This window comes from Nonomuraea aridisoli, assembly GCF_003236395.1.
In the GTDB taxonomy this organism is placed as follows: Bacteria; Actinomycetota; Actinomycetes; order Streptosporangiales; family Streptosporangiaceae; genus Nonomuraea; species Nonomuraea aridisoli.
On sequence record NZ_POUD01000251.1, the window covers coordinates 1 to 13782 of the forward strand.

12 protein-coding genes are annotated in these 13782 nt (G+C 69.5%); 1 reads left to right on the plus strand and 11 read right to left on the minus strand.

What is annotated here, in order from left to right; all coding sequences use genetic code 11:
• The coding region (locus C1J01_RS38025) for an FAD-binding protein (protein WP_146615870.1) at nucleotides 1-694 on the minus strand (694 nt) is incomplete at its 3' end.
• Between the two features lie 94 nt (nucleotides 695-788).
• Between C1J01_RS38025 and C1J01_RS38030 the strand changes: the two genes are divergently transcribed.
• Nucleotides 789-1136 carry a PLD nuclease N-terminal domain-containing protein gene (locus tag C1J01_RS38030; protein WP_111183808.1) on the plus strand — a complete coding sequence of 116 codons (348 nt, stop codon included), beginning with the start codon at nucleotides 789-791 and terminating at the stop codon, nucleotides 1134-1136.
• On the opposite strand, the gene araA is transcribed toward C1J01_RS38030, so the two are convergent.
• The 10 genes from araA to C1J01_RS38080 all read right to left on the minus strand — a co-directional run bounded on the left by araA (nucleotide 1133) and on the right by C1J01_RS38080 (nucleotide 13675).
• Nucleotides 1133-2599 (minus strand): L-arabinose isomerase, encoded by a 1467-nt coding sequence (araA, locus tag C1J01_RS38035; RefSeq protein WP_111183809.1) that lies wholly within the window; start codon nucleotides 2597-2599, stop codon nucleotides 1133-1135. The genes C1J01_RS38030 and araA overlap by 4 nt on opposite strands.
• On the minus strand, nucleotides 2596-3243 hold the full coding sequence (locus C1J01_RS38040; RefSeq protein ID WP_111183810.1) for an L-ribulose-5-phosphate 4-epimerase: 648 nt from the start codon (nucleotides 3241-3243) through the stop codon (nucleotides 2596-2598). The genes araA and C1J01_RS38040 overlap by 4 nt, the downstream gene beginning before the upstream one ends.
• Nucleotides 3240-4889: a ribulokinase gene (araB, locus tag C1J01_RS38045; RefSeq protein WP_111183811.1), complete on the minus strand. Its 1650-nt coding sequence runs from the start codon at nucleotides 4887-4889 to the stop codon at nucleotides 3240-3242. Before araB ends, C1J01_RS38040 begins: the two co-directional genes overlap by 4 nt.
• A 68-nt stretch (nucleotides 4890-4957) precedes the next feature.
• Nucleotides 4958-5941 carry a LacI family DNA-binding transcriptional regulator gene (locus C1J01_RS38050; RefSeq protein WP_111183817.1) on the minus strand — a complete coding sequence of 328 codons (984 nt, stop codon included), beginning with the start codon at nucleotides 5939-5941 and terminating at the stop codon, nucleotides 4958-4960.
• A gap of 65 nt (nucleotides 5942-6006) precedes the next feature.
• Nucleotides 6007-7266 carry a multiple monosaccharide ABC transporter permease gene (gene mmsB, locus C1J01_RS38055; protein ID WP_181449200.1) on the minus strand — a complete coding sequence of 420 codons (1260 nt, stop codon included), beginning with the start codon at nucleotides 7264-7266 and terminating at the stop codon, nucleotides 6007-6009.
• Between the two features lie 5 nt (nucleotides 7267-7271).
• Nucleotides 7272-8801 (minus strand): multiple monosaccharide ABC transporter ATP-binding protein, encoded by a 1530-nt coding sequence (mmsA, locus tag C1J01_RS38060; protein ID WP_111183812.1) that lies wholly within the window; start codon nucleotides 8799-8801, stop codon nucleotides 7272-7274.
• A gap of 58 nt (nucleotides 8802-8859) precedes the next feature.
• The gene (gene chvE, locus C1J01_RS38065) at nucleotides 8860-9978 is read right to left on the minus strand and encodes a multiple monosaccharide ABC transporter substrate-binding protein (protein WP_111183813.1); all 1119 of its coding nucleotides are present in this window, start codon (nucleotides 9976-9978) and stop codon (nucleotides 8860-8862) included.
• Between the two features lie 194 nt (nucleotides 9979-10172).
• Nucleotides 10173-11156 carry a galactofuranose ABC transporter, permease protein YjfF gene (gene yjfF, locus C1J01_RS38070; RefSeq protein WP_111183814.1) on the minus strand — a complete coding sequence of 328 codons (984 nt, stop codon included), beginning with the start codon at nucleotides 11154-11156 and terminating at the stop codon, nucleotides 10173-10175.
• Nucleotides 11153-12166, minus strand: coding sequence for an ABC transporter permease (locus C1J01_RS38075; RefSeq protein ID WP_111183815.1), 1014 nt, complete (start codon nucleotides 12164-12166; stop codon nucleotides 11153-11155). The genes yjfF and C1J01_RS38075 overlap by 4 nt, the downstream gene beginning before the upstream one ends.
• Nucleotides 12167-13675, minus strand: a complete 1509-nt coding sequence (locus C1J01_RS38080) for a sugar ABC transporter ATP-binding protein (RefSeq protein ID WP_181449201.1) — start codon at nucleotides 13673-13675, stop codon at nucleotides 12167-12169.
• Between the last annotated feature and the right edge of the window lie 107 nt (nucleotides 13676-13782).

The window sequence follows — 13782 nt, forward strand, 5'->3', positions numbered from 1 at the left end:
GGCGGGTGCCGTACCAGTCGGGGCCGGTCAGCTCCTCTGCGCGCTTGACCCAGACGCGGGTGTCGCGCCAGTCGGTGAACAGGCTGACGCTGTAGCCGCTCGACATGATGGCGTCGAAGTGGTCGAGCGCGTCGGTCGACAGGCCCTCGCGGACGTACTGGCGCAGCTCGAAGGCGGGCACCAGGTCGAGCGTGAGCGCGGTGACGACGCCGAGGGCGCCGAGCGCGACGACCGAGCCGGGGAAGTCGGCGTCCCCGCGCGACAGCGACAGCAGCGAGCCGTCGGCCGTGACGAGCTCGATCCCGGACACGGCGGCGGCCAGGCACGGGACGGCGTCGCCCGAGCCGTGCGTGGCGGTGGCGACCGAGCCGGCGACGGAGATGTGCGGCAGCGAGGCCATGTTCGCCAGCGCGAACCCGGCCTCGTGCAGCAGCGGGGCGAGCCGGGCGTACGTCATGCGCGCGCCGACCCGAACGGTGGCCGCCGCGGCGTCGATCTCCACCAGGTCGGGCATGCGGTCGAGCACGACGAGCTCGCCCGTGGTGTCGGCGACGTGGTTGAAGGAGTGGCCGCTGCCCAGGGCGCGTACGCGCGGCGAGGCGGCGACGATCCGCCGCAGTTCGTCCAGCGAAACCGGATGATGAACATCTTTAGCCTGGAATGCGGTATTTCCCGCCCAATTGGTCAGCGTCACGGCCTTACCTTCCCACACCACGCTTCTCCCGGACATCCGCTTGTCAGCACCGCCGGTGGCCGCTAGGTTCTGGTGCCGCTGACGGAGGTGTGCGGTGCTCTATCTCTCACAGGCCGCCGGCCTGGCCACGCTCGTGCTCTGGCTCTATTGCCTGTTCGACGCGATCACCACGCCCGAGGCGCTCTGCCGCAACCTGCCGAAGACCCTCTGGGTGATCATCGTGCTCCTCCTGCCGCTGATCGGCTCGGTCGCCTGGCTGGTGGCGGGCCGCCCCGAGCGGCTGCGCCCGGCCACCGCCCGGCCGAGCGCCTTCCCCGAGTACGACCGCCCCGGCCGCTTCGTCGCCACCGACCCCGATGACGACGAGGAGTTCCTGCGCCGCTGCCGCGAGCGCGCCGAGGAGCAGCGCAGGAACGCCCCCAAGAAGCAGGACGACGACTAGAAGCCCTGGGCCAGGCGGTAGTACGCCTGGTTCCAGCGCAGTTCCTTCGTCAGCCGCTCGGTCGTCGTGTCGGCGTCGATGACCACCAGCTCCACGCCCAGCATCTCGGCCAGGTCGGTCAGCTCCTCGCGGCCGACGGCCTGCGACAACACCGTGTGGTGCGGCGCGCCGGCGGTGAGCCACGACTCGGTCGAGGTGCGCAGGTTGGGCCGCGGACGCCACACCGCGCGGGCCACCGGCAGCTTCGGCAGCGGCTCGGGCGGCGCCACCACGTCGATCTCGTTGGCCACCAGCCGGAACCGCTCGCCCATGTCGGCCAGGCCGACGACGATGCCGGGACCGGGCTCGGCGTCGAAGACCAGCCGCACCGGGTCCTCCCGGCCGCCGATGCTGAGCGGGTGGATCTCGCACGACGGCGTGCCGGCCGCGATCGACGGGCAGACCTCCAGCATGTGGGCGCCGAGGATGAGCTCGTTGCCCGGCGTCAGGTTGTAGGTGTAGTCCTCCATGAAGGAGGTGCCGCCCGGCGCCCCCTCTTCAGACATGGCCTTGAGCGTGCGCAGCAGCACCGAGGTCTTCCAGTCACCCTCGCCGCCGAAGCCGTAGCCGTCGGCCATGAGCCGCTGCACGGCCAGGCCGGGCAGCTGGCGCAGCCCGCCGAGGTCCTCGAAGTTCGTGGTGAACGCCTTGAAGCCGCCCGCCTCCAGGAAGCCGCGCAGGCCCAGCTCGATGCGGGCGGCGTAGCGCAGCGACTCGGCCCGCTCGCCGAGCAGCTCGGGGGCCACGGCGTACTGCTCGGCGTACTCCTTGACCAGCGCCGTCACATCGGCGTCGGAGGCGGCGTCCACGGCCTCGACCAGGTCGTTGACGCCGTAGGTGTTGACCGAGACGCCGAAGCGCAGCTGCGCCTCGACCTTGTCGCCCTCGGTGACGGCGACGTCGCGCATGTTGTCGCCGAAGCGGGCCAGCTTGAGCGTGCGCAGCTCGGCCAGGCCCCGGGCGGCGCGCTCCCAGGCCAGGATGCGCTCGGCCACGGCGGGGTCGCTGACGTGCCCGGCCACGGTCTTGCGCGGCACGCCGAGCCGCGTCTGCACGAACCCGAACTCGCGGTCGCCGTGGGCGGCCTGGTTGAGGTTCATGAAGTCCATGTCGATGGTGCTCCACGGCAGCTCGACGTTGGCCTGCGTGTGCAGGTGGAGCAGCGGCTTGCGCAGCGCGTCGAGCCCGGCGATCCACATCTTGGCCGGGGAGAAGGTGTGCATCCACGCGATCACGCCCGCGCACGAGTCGTCGGCGTTGGCCTCGAGCATGACCCGCCTGATGGCCGCGGCGTCGGTGAGGACGGGCTTCCACTCCACCTCGACGGGCAGCTGCGCGGCGATGCCCTGCGACTGCTCGGCCACCTGGCGCAGCGTGTCCTCGCCGTACAGTCCCTGGCTGCCGGTCAGAAACCAGATCTTCAACGCGGGCTCCTCTGTCCGTAGACGTTCTGATAGCGGTCGTACAGGCGGTCGATGTCGTCCTGCGCGATCGGCAGCGGCTGTCCGAGCTGCCGCGCCACGTGCACTGTACGGGCCACGTCCTCGCACATGACGGCGGCCTTCACCGCGGCCTTCGGGTCCTTGCCGATGGTGAAGACGCCGTGGTTCCGCATGAGGACCGCCGGGGAGCGGTGACCCTTGAGCGTCTCGACGATGCCCTGGCCGATGGAGTCGTCGCCGATCAGCGCGAACGGGCCCACCGGGATCTCGCCGCCGAACTCGTCGGCCATCGCGGTCAGCACGCACGGGATGGCCTCGCCACGGGCGGCCCAGGCCGAGGCGTACGTCGAGTGGGTGTGCACGACGCCGCCGACCTCGGGCATGTTGCGGTAGACGTACGCGTGCGCGGCCGTGTCGCTGGACGGCGCGTGCTCGCCCTCCACGAGGTTGCCGTCGAGGTCGCAGACGACCATGTTCTCCGGAGTCAGCTCGTCGTAGGAGACCCCGGACGGCTTGATGACGAACAGGTCCTCACCCGGGATCCGCCCGGACACGTTGCCCGCCGTCCAGACGACGAGGTTGTACCGGACGAGTGCGGCATGGAGATCCGCGACGATTTTCCTCACTTGGCAGCCTCGTTCCTGATCGCTCGGAGGGTGTGCAGCATGCGCCCGTCGGCGAAGAAGTCGTGGAGCCTGCGGTACTCGGCGTAGAGCCGGTCGTAGGCGTCGGCGCGGGCCGCGTCCGGCACGTACGCGTTCTCGGTGCGCTTGCCCATGGCCGCGGCGGCCTCCTCGATGCCCGGGTAGGCGCCGGCGGCGACGGCGGCGTGGATGGCCGAGCCGAGCGCGGGCCCCTGGTCGGAGCCGATGACCGACAGCGGCCGGCGCAGCACGTCGGCGTAGACCTGCATGAGGAACGGGTTCTTCAGCAGGCCGCCGGCCACGATGAACTCCTCGACCGGCACGCCCGCCCGCTCGAACGTCTCCACGATCATCCGGGTGCCGAACGCGGTCGACTCGATGAGCGCGCGGTAGACGTCCTCCGGCCTGGTGGCCAGGGTCTGGCCGACGATCACGCCGGAGAGGTTGTGGTCGACCAGCACCGAGCGGTTGCCGCCGAACCAGTCGAGCGCGACGAGCCCGTGCTCGCCGACCTCCTGCTTCTCGGCCAGGGCCGTCAGGTACGCGTGCAACCCCTGCTCCCCGGCCCGCTCGACGTAGGAGGCGGGCACGAAGTTCTCCACGAACCAGGCGAAGATGTCGCCGACCGCCGACTGGCCGGCCTCGTACCCCCACAGGCCGGGCACGATGCCGTCGCGGACGACGCCGCACATGCCGGGCACTTCCGCGAGCCGGTCGCTCGGCATGATGTGGCAGGTCGAGGTGCCCATGATGGCCACCATCTGGCCGGGCCGGACGGCGTCGGCGGCGGCGGCCGTGACGTGCGCGTCGACGTTGCCGACCGCCACGGCGACACCCTCGGGGATGCCGGTCCACTCCGACGCCCGGGCGGTCACCCGGCCGGCGAGCCCGCCGAGGTGGGCGAGCGTGACGCCGCCGACCTTCTCGCCGACCGCGCCGGTGGCGAGCTTGCCGACGAACCCGGCGAAGCCGGGGTTGAGCTCGGCGAGGTACTCCTCGGACGGGTACGCGCCGTCCTGGAAGACGCCCTTGTAGCCGACCGTGCAGATGTTGCGGCTCTCGACGCCGGTGAGCTGCCAGATGATCCAGTCGGCGGCCTCGATCCAGCGCTCGGCCCTGGCGTACACCTCGGGGGCCTCCTCCAGGACCTGCAGGGCCTTGGCGAACTCCCACTCGGAGGAGATCTTGCCGCCGTAGCGCGGCAGCCACGCCTCGCCGCGGCGCGCGGCCAGCTCGTTGATCCGGTCGGCGTGCGGCTGGGCGGCGTGGTGCTTCCAGAGCTTCGGCCAGGCGTGCGGCTCGTCGGGCGTCTCGAAGCACAGCGGGGTGCCGTCGGCCGTGGCGGGCAGCACGGTGCAGGCGGTGAAGTCGGTGCCGATGCCGACGATCTCCTCGGGACGCACGCCGGCGGCGGCGATCGCCTGGGGGACGGCGTTCTTGAGCACGTCGATCCAGTCCTGCGGCGACTGCAGCGCCCAGTCGGGCCCGAGGCGCACGCCGGAGCCGGGCAGCTCCTGCTCGATGACCCGGTGGGCGTACTCGTGGACGGCGCTGCCCAGCTCCGCGCCGTCGCTCACGCGCACGACGACGGCGCGGCCGGAGAGCGTGCCGAAGTCCACTCCGACCACATAACTGTTAGCGTTCACATTGAACTCCAGGGGTTTCCGGGGGCATGCCCATCATCTACCTGACCGCCCTATCGAGCAGGGGCAGTGCTCGACCGGACGACGAAGCCCGGCGGCACGACCAGCCGTTCGGCCGTGGCCGGCCCCGTGTCGATCTGCCGCAGCAGGACCTCGATGCACTGCCGGCCCACCGCGGCGAAGTCCTGCCTGACCGTGGTGAGCGGCGGGGAGAAGAACTCCGACTCCGGGATGTCGTCGAAGCCCACCACGCTGATGTCATCGGGAACGCGCACCCCCTTCTCCGACAGGGCGCGCAGCACGCCGAGCGCCATCTGGTCGTTGGCCGTGAAGATGGCCGTGACGCCCTTCATCGCGGCCAGGCTCTTGCCCGCCTCGTAGCCGGCCCGCGGGCTCCAGTCGCCGGCCAGCGGCTCGGGCACGGGCCGGCCGGCCTCCTCCAGCACCGCGCGCCAGCCCGTGATCCGGCCCTCGGTCTCCAGCCAGTCGGCCGGGCCGGTGACGTGCCAGACCGTCTCGTGGCCCTGGTCGAGCAGGTGGCGGGTGGCCAGCCTGGCGCCCTCGACCTGGTCGATGCAGACCACCGGCACGCAGGCGTTGTGCATGCCCTCGACCGCGACCGCCGGCATCCCGGACGGCAGGTTCTCGAGGGCCCGCCAGGCCGAGCGCTGCGGCGCCACCACCACGACCCCGTCGACGCCCTGCTCGGTCAGGTAACCGAGGGCGTCGCGCACGTTGTCGCTGTCGATCGACTTCAGGCTCACGATGCTGACGAAGTAGCCCGCGGTCCTGGCCGCCTGCTCGATGCCGTAGATCGTGCTGGCCGGGCCGTACAGCGTGGTGTCGAAGCTGACCACGCCCAGGGTCCGCGACCGCTTGGTGACCAGGGCCCGGGCCACGAGGTTGCGCCGGTAGCCCAGGCGGGTGATCGCCTCCTCCACCCGGGCGCGGGTGTCGGCCCGGACGTTCGGGTGGTCGTTGAGCACCCGGGAGACCGTCTGGTGCGACACGCCGGCCTCCCTGGCCACGTCGGCCATGACCGGCAGGCGGCGCTTGGGGGTCGTCACGGTCTCTCCTTTCCCTGGGCTTCGAGGATCTTAGTTCAGCGCGAAACTCCGGCCCTGCGCTTGGTCCAGACGTCGAAGGCGACGGCGGCGAGCAGGACGATGCCCTTGACGAGCATGACGCGCTCGCTGGGCGAGCCGATCAGGGACATGCCGTTGTTGATGACCGCCATGATCAGGCCGCCGGTGATGGCGCCGACGACCTTGCCGACGCCGCCCTGCACGGCCGCGCCGCCGATGAAGGCCGCCGCGATGGCGTCCAGTTCGAAGCTGTTGCCCGCCGTGGGGCCCGCCTGGTTGAGGCGGCCGGCGAAGATGATGCCGGCGATGGCCGACAGCACGCCCATGTTCACGAAGATCCAGAAGACGACCGACTTGACCTTCACGCCGGACATGACGGCCGCCTGCAGGTTGCCGCCGATGGCGTAGATCTGCCGGCCGAACACCGTGCGGTTGGCCATCAGGGAGTAGGCGAGGACGAGCACCGCCAGCAGCACGAGCACCCACGGCAGGTTCTTGAACCGGGCCAGCTGCACCACCAGGAAGAGGATCAGCGCCGCGCCGGCCGCCAGCTTGAGCACGAACAGCGCCATCGGCTCGACCGTCTGGCCGTAACCCTTGCGGGCGCCCCGGCTGCGCCACTGGGAGGCGAACATGCCGGCGATCGCCACGAGGCCGATCAGCAGGCTGAACAGGTCGGCGCCGCCGAGCGGGCCGAGGCCGATGTTGCCGAGGTAGCCGCTGGTGAAGCCGTTGGCGAGGGTGCGGACCTGGTCGGGGAACGGGCCGATGCCCTGGTTGCCGAGCACGGTCAGGGTCAGCGCGCGGAACAGCAGCATGCCGGCCAGCGTCACGATGAACGCCGGAATCCCGAAGTACGCGATCCAGTACCCCTGCCAGGCGCCGATGAGGGCGCCGGCCACGAGCGTGATGAGCAGCGCCAGCGGCCACGGCAGGCCCATGTTGACCATGAGGACCGCCGACAGCGCTCCCGTGACCGCCACCACCGAGCCGACCGACAGGTCGATGTGGCCTGCGATGATGATGAGGATCATCCCGATCGCCAGGATCAGGACGTAGGAGTTCTGGACGATGATGTTCGAGATGTTCTGCGGCGTGAGCAGCGCGCCGTCGGTCAGCACCGAGAACAACGCGATGATCAGCGCGAAGGCGATGTAGATACCGCTCGATCGCAGGTTGAGCGACAGGCCGCCGAGCGACACCCGGCCCGGCTGCCGTGGCGCTCCCCCGTCGCCCTTGGCGCCGACCTCCACGTCGGCGGGCGTGATGCTGCTCATCTGAGCTACTCCTGTCCCTTGGTCATGAGATGCATGAGACGTTCCTGCGTGGCTTCGCGGCGGGGCACCTCGCCGGTGATGCGACCCTCGGAGAGGGTGTAGATGCGGTCGCACAGGCCCAGCAGCTCAGGCAACTCCGAAGAGATCACCAGCACGGCCTTGCCCTGGTCGGCCAGGCGGTTGATGATCGTGTAGATCTCGTACTTGGCGCCGACGTCGATGCCCCGGGTGGGTTCGTCGAGGATGAGCACGTCAGGCTCGGTCAGGATCCACTTGGAGAGCACGACCTTCTGCTGGTTGCCGCCGCTCAGCTTGCCGACGACGCTGTCGACGCTGGGCGCCTTGATGTTCATGCTCTTGTGGAACTCCTCGGCGACCTTGTACTCCTCGTACTCGTTCACCCAGCCGCGCCTGGCCAGGCCCTTGAGCCCGGCCGCGCTGATGTTGCGCTTGATGTCCTCGATGAGGTTGAGCCCGTAGCGCTTGCGGTCCTCGGTCGCGTAGGCGATGCGGTGCGTGATCGCGTCCTGCACGTTGCGGATCTCGACCGGCTTGCCGTCCTTGAAGATCTTGCCGGAGATGTTCACGCCGTACGTGCGGCCGAACACGCTCATCGCCAGCTCGGTGCGCCCGGCGCCCATCAATCCGGCCAGGCCCACGATCTCGCCGCGGCGCAGCGTGAGCGACGCGCCGTCCACGACCTTCCGGCCCGGCTGGCTGGGGCTGTAGACGGTCCAGTCCTCGATGCGCAGCGCCTCCTCGCCGATCGTCGGCTCGTGCGGCGGGAAACGGTTGTCGAGCGCGCGGCCGACCATGCCGGCGATGATGCGGTCCTCGGTCACGTGGTCGGTGGCCATGTCGAGGGTCTCGATCGTCCGGCCGTCGCGGATGATCGTGACGGAGTCGGCGATGGCGGTCACCTCGTTCAGCTTGTGCGAGATGATCACGCAGGTGATGCCCTCGTCGCGCAGGCCGCGCAGCAGGTCGAGCAGGTGGGCCGAGTCGTCGTCGTTGAGCGCGGCGGTCGGCTCGTCGAGGATGAGCAGCTTCACCTCCTTCGCCAGCGCCTTGGCGATCTCGACGAGCTGCTGCTTGCCGACGCCGATGTCGGCGATCGCCGTCGTCGGGTTCTCCTCCAGGCCGACCCGCCTCATCAGCTCGCCGGCCTCGTAGTTGGTGCGGTTCCAGTCGATCAGTCCGCGCCTGGCGCGCTCGTTGCCGAGGAAGATGTTCTCCGCGATCGACAGCTGCGGGCTGAGCGCCAGCTCCTGGTGGATGATGACGATGCCGGCGCGCTCGCTGTCGCGGATGCTGCCGAACTCGCAGCGCTCGCCCTCGAAGAGGATCTCGCCCTCGTACTCGCCGTGCGGGTAGACCCCGGACAGGACCTTCATCAGCGTCGACTTGCCGGCGCCGTTCTCCCCGCATATGGCGTGGATCTCGCCCCGCCGGACCGACAGGTTGACGTCCTGCAGCGCCTTGACGCCGGGGAACGTCTTGGTGATCCCGCTCATCCGCAAGATGTGCTCGGTCATATGCCCCTCGCTCAGGGAGAGCCCGGGGACGGCCGCTCGCCGTCCCCGGGGCAGGCCCTTACTTGAGCTGGTCCTCGGTGTAGTAACCGGCTCCGACGATCTCTTCCTGGTAGTTGCTCTTGTCCACGATCACGGAGTCGAGCAGGTACGAGGGCACGACCTTGGTGCCGTTGTCGTAGTCCTTGGTGTTGTTCACCTCGGGCTGCTGACCCTTCAGCACGGCGTCGGCCATCTTCACGGTCTGCTCGGCGAGCTTGCGGGTGTCCTTGAAGATGGTGGAGTACTGCTCACCGGCGATGATCGACTTGATCGAGGCGAGCTCGGCGTCCTGGCCGGTCACGATCGGGTACGGCTGGCCCGCGGTGCCGTAGCCGGAGCTCTTGAGCGCCGACAGGATGCCGATCGACAGGCCGTCGTACGGCGAGAGCACGCCGTCGACCTTGGTGCCGCCGGTGTAGGTCTTGGTGAGGATGTCCTCCATGCGCTTCTGCGCGGTGGCCGGGTCCCAGCGCAGGATGGCCGCGGTCTTGAAGTCGGTCTGGCCGCTCTTCACCACGAGGGTGCCGTCGTCGATCTTCGGCTGCAGCACCGACATGGCGCCGTTCCAGAAGAACGTGGCGTTGTTGTCGTCGGGCGAGCCGCCGAACAGCTCGATGTTGAACGGACCCTTCTCGCCGTCCTCGACGCCGAGGCCCTTGAGCAGCGAGGTGGCCTGCTGCACGCCGACCTTGAAGTTGTCGAACGTGGCGTAGTAGTCGACGTTCTCGCTGTTGCGGATCAGGCGGTCGTAGGCGATGACCGGGATCTTGGCGTCGGCCGCCTGCTGGAGCTGGGAGGTGATCGCGGTGCCGTCGATCGAGGCGATGATCAGGAGCTTGGCGCCCTTGGTGATCTGGTTCTCGATCTGGTTGGCCTGCGTCGGGATGTCGTCCTGGGCGTACTGGAGGTCGACCTGGTAGCCGAGGGCCTCGAGCTGCTTCTTGACGTTGTCGCCGTCATGGATCCAGCGCTCGGAGGACTTGGTGGGCATGGTGACGCCGATCAGGGCGCCCGCGTTGCCCGCCGCGGCGGACGCGGAGGCTTCGGCGTCGACGGTTTTCGTGCTCGAGCCACACGCCGTCATGGTCACGGCGAGCGCGATGGCGGACACCACGCCCCCGATTCGTCCCAACCTCATTGTGATCTCCTTGCGATGGGGGTCGCGGCAGCGCTGGACGCGGCGGCTGCCGGTTAGAGTGAAGGACTCGCTCACGCAACGTGACAAACAGAACGAAAGTCCCCGTTCGTGTCGCCGATTGTTATCGTTAACAACGGCGATGTCAACGCTTGAGCCTAACCTGGCGGAAACGTTCCGGTAACTTTTCACGCAGGTCAGCGCCGTGACCCTCCGGAGAACAGGCGTTGCAGGACGATGAAGACGAAGAGCAACATTCCGATGAAGATCTTGGTCCACCAGGACGACAGCGTCCCCTCGAAACTGATGATCGTCTGAATCAGGCCGAGCACGAGCACGCCCAGCACGGTGCCGAGCAGGAAGCCGCTGCCGCCGGTGAGCAGCGTGCCGCCGATGACGACCGCCGCGATCGCGTCCAGCTCCATGCCGACCGCGTGCAGCCCGTAGCCGGAGAGCATGTAGAACGACAGCAGCAGCCCGCCGAGCGCCGAGCAGAATCCGCTGATCGTGTAGACCGCGATCTTCGTCCGGCCCACGGGCAGCCCCATGAGCAGCGCCGACTGCTCGTTGCCGCCGGTGGCGTAGACCGTGCGGCCGAAGCGGGTGTAGTGCAGCACGTACGCCGCCACGAGCACCACCACCACGGCGACGACCACGCTCGGCGAGATCCACAGATCGGCGAACAGGTCGATCCTGGTCTGGGCGAACACCGTGAACGCCGGGTCGGCGATCGGGATCGAGTCCGTGCCGATCGTGTAACACAGCCCCCGGGCCAGGAACATGCCCGCCAGCGTGACGATGAACGGCTGGATGTCGAAGGCGTGCACGATGTAGCCCATCACCAGCCCCAGCCCCGACCCGACGGCCAGCACCAGCGGGATCACCAGGTACGGCGGCCAGCCCGGCCCCTCCAGGAGACTGGCCGCGATCATCGTCGACAGCGCGACCACCGACCCGACCGAAAGGTCGATGCCCCCGGTGAGGATCACGAACGTCAGCCCGACCGCGACCACCAGCAGGAACGCGTTGTCGATGAAGACGTTGAGTATCACCTGCCCGCTGGCGAACCCCTCGTAGCGGATCCCTCCCGCCGCGAACATCGCTACGAACAGGCACCCGGTCACCAGGATCGGCAGATATCTCGCGGGCACCCGCCCGCGGCCGAGCGTCAGCGTGCTCACGTGGTCACCCGCACCTTCTCGCCGGTGGCGGCGGCGGGCGCGACCGCCCGTCTGCGCCGGCGGAACGCCTTCTCACGGAACGACGGCGACTGGATGAGGCAGACGGCCGCGACCACCAGCGCCTTGAACAGCAGCGTCGTCTCCGGCGGGACGCCGATCGAGTAGATCGTCGTGGTCAGCGTCTGGATGATGAGCGCGCCCAGCACCGTCCCGGCCAGCGAGAACCGGCCACCGGCCAGCGACGTGCCGCCGATCACCACGGCCAGGATGGCGTCCAGCTCGATCCACAGGCCGGCGTTGTTGCCGTCGGCGCTGGAGACGTTCGAGCTGATCATGAGCCCGGCCACGCCCGCGCACAGGGCGGCGAACGCGTAGACCATGACGATGATCCCGCGCGAGCGGATGCCCGCGAGCCGGCTCGCCTCCGCGTTGCCGCCCACCGACTCGATGAGCATGCCGAGCGCCAGCCGCCTGGTCAGGAACGCGGTCACCGCCAGCACCACGGCCACGACGACGATCCCGAACGGCACGGTCAGCCAGTACCCGCCGCCGATCATCTTGTACGCCGGGCTGTTGACCGTGATGATCTGCCCGCCGGTGATGAGCTGGGCAAGGCCCCGGCCGGCCACCATGAGGATGAGCGTGGCGATGATCGGCTGGATGCCGATGCCCGCGACGAGGAACCCGTTCCAGGCCCCCAGCAGCAGGCAGAGCCCGAGCGCCAGCGCCACCGCGGTGAACAGCCCGGCGTCCTGGCTGATCTGCAGGCAGGCCAGCGCTCCCGAGATCGCCACGACCGAGCCCACCGACAGGTCGATGCCGCCGGTGGCGATCACCAGGGTCATGCCGATCGCCACCAGGATCAGCGGTGCGCCGAAGCGCAGGATGTCGATCAGGCTGCCGTACAGGTGGCCGTCCCTGACCTGGATCGAGAAGAAGCTCGGCGTGAAGAACACGTTCAGGGCCAGCAGCAGCACCAGCACCACCGCCGGCCACACCAGGCGCCTCACCTAGGCTCGCCCTCCGCTCGCGATCGTCTCCATCAGGACGTCGGTGGTCAGCCGGTCGTCGTTGGGCAGCTCGGCCACCAGGCGGCGGTCGCGCAGCACCTCGACCTTGTGGCTGAGCCGCAGCACCTCCTCCAGCTCGGCGGAGATGAACAGCACCGCCATGCCGCCGTCGGACAGCTGGGCGACCAGCCGCTGGATCTCCGTCTTCGCCCCGACGTCGATGCCCCGGGTGGGCTCGTCGAGGATGAGCAGGCGGGGCGCGAGGATCAGCCAGCGGGCCAGCAGGACCTTCTGCTGGTTGCCGCCGCTGAGGTTGCGCACGAGCTGCTCGGGGTTGGGCGGGCTGATCCGCAGCGCTTCGACGTACCGGCCGACCAGCTCGTCCTGCTGCTCGCGCGGCACCGGACGGGTCCAGCCGCGGGTGGCCTGCAGGGCGAGGATGATGTTCTCGCGCACGGTGAGGTCGGGGATGAGCCCGTCCTCCTTGCGGTTCTCCGAGCAGAACGCGATCTTGTGGTTCATGGCCGCGCGGGGCGTGCGCAGCGACACCGGCATGCCGCCGACCGCGATCTCGCCCATGCTCGCGTGGTCGGCGCCGAACAACAACCGGGCGACCTCCGTACGCCCCGAACCCAGCAGGCCCGCCAGGCCCACGACCTCGCCCTCGTGGATGGTGAGGGTGAACGGCTCGACGGCGCCCGCCCTGCCGACGCCGCGCGCCTCGACCAGCGGCCGGTCGAACGTGCGGTGCTCGCCGTGCAGGCGTTCCAGCGCGGCCAGCTCCTGCCCGATCATCTTGGCGACCAGGTTCACGGGGCTGAGCTCGCGGGTCGGGTACTCCCCCACGAGCCGCCCGTTGCGCAGGATCGTCATCCGGTCGGAGATCTCGTAGACCTGGTCGAGGAAGTGGGAGACGAACAGGATGGCGATGCCCTGCTCCTTGAGCCGCCGCAGCACCCGGAAGAGCTGGGCCACCTCGTCCGCGTCGAGGCTGGAGGTGGGCTCGTCGAGGATCAGCACGCGCGCGTCCACGTCGATCGCCCGTGCGATCGCCACCATCTGCTGCACGGCCGGCGAGCACGACGACAGCGGCGCCGACACGTCGAGGCCGAGCTCCAGCCGCGACAGCAGCTCGGCGGCCCTGGCGCGCATCCGCTTCCAGTCGATGCGGCCGCGGCGGCGCGGCTCGCGGCCGAGCAGGATGTTCTCGGCCACCGACAGGTTCGCGCAGAGGTTGACCTCCTGGTAGACCGTGCTGATCCCGGCCCGCTGCGCCTCCAGCGGCCCCCCGAACGCGACCTCCGTACCTTCGAGCTCGACCGTCCCCGCGTCGGCGGGATGGACCCCGGTGAGCACCTTGATCAGGGTCGACTTCCCGGCACCGTTCTCGCCCATCAGGGCGTGCACCTCACCGGGCAACAACCGCAGGTCCACCCCGTCCAGCGCCGTTACCCCCGGAAACCGCTTGCAGATCCCCCTCATCCTGAGAACCGCCGCAGCCTCTTCCATCTCACCCTCCACCTCCTCACCCGTCCTCCGCCCGGCGCCCCACCACGACTCTCCAACCGACCGCCCTCCTCCGAAGACCCCAACCCGGCCTCTCCCAACGGACCTGA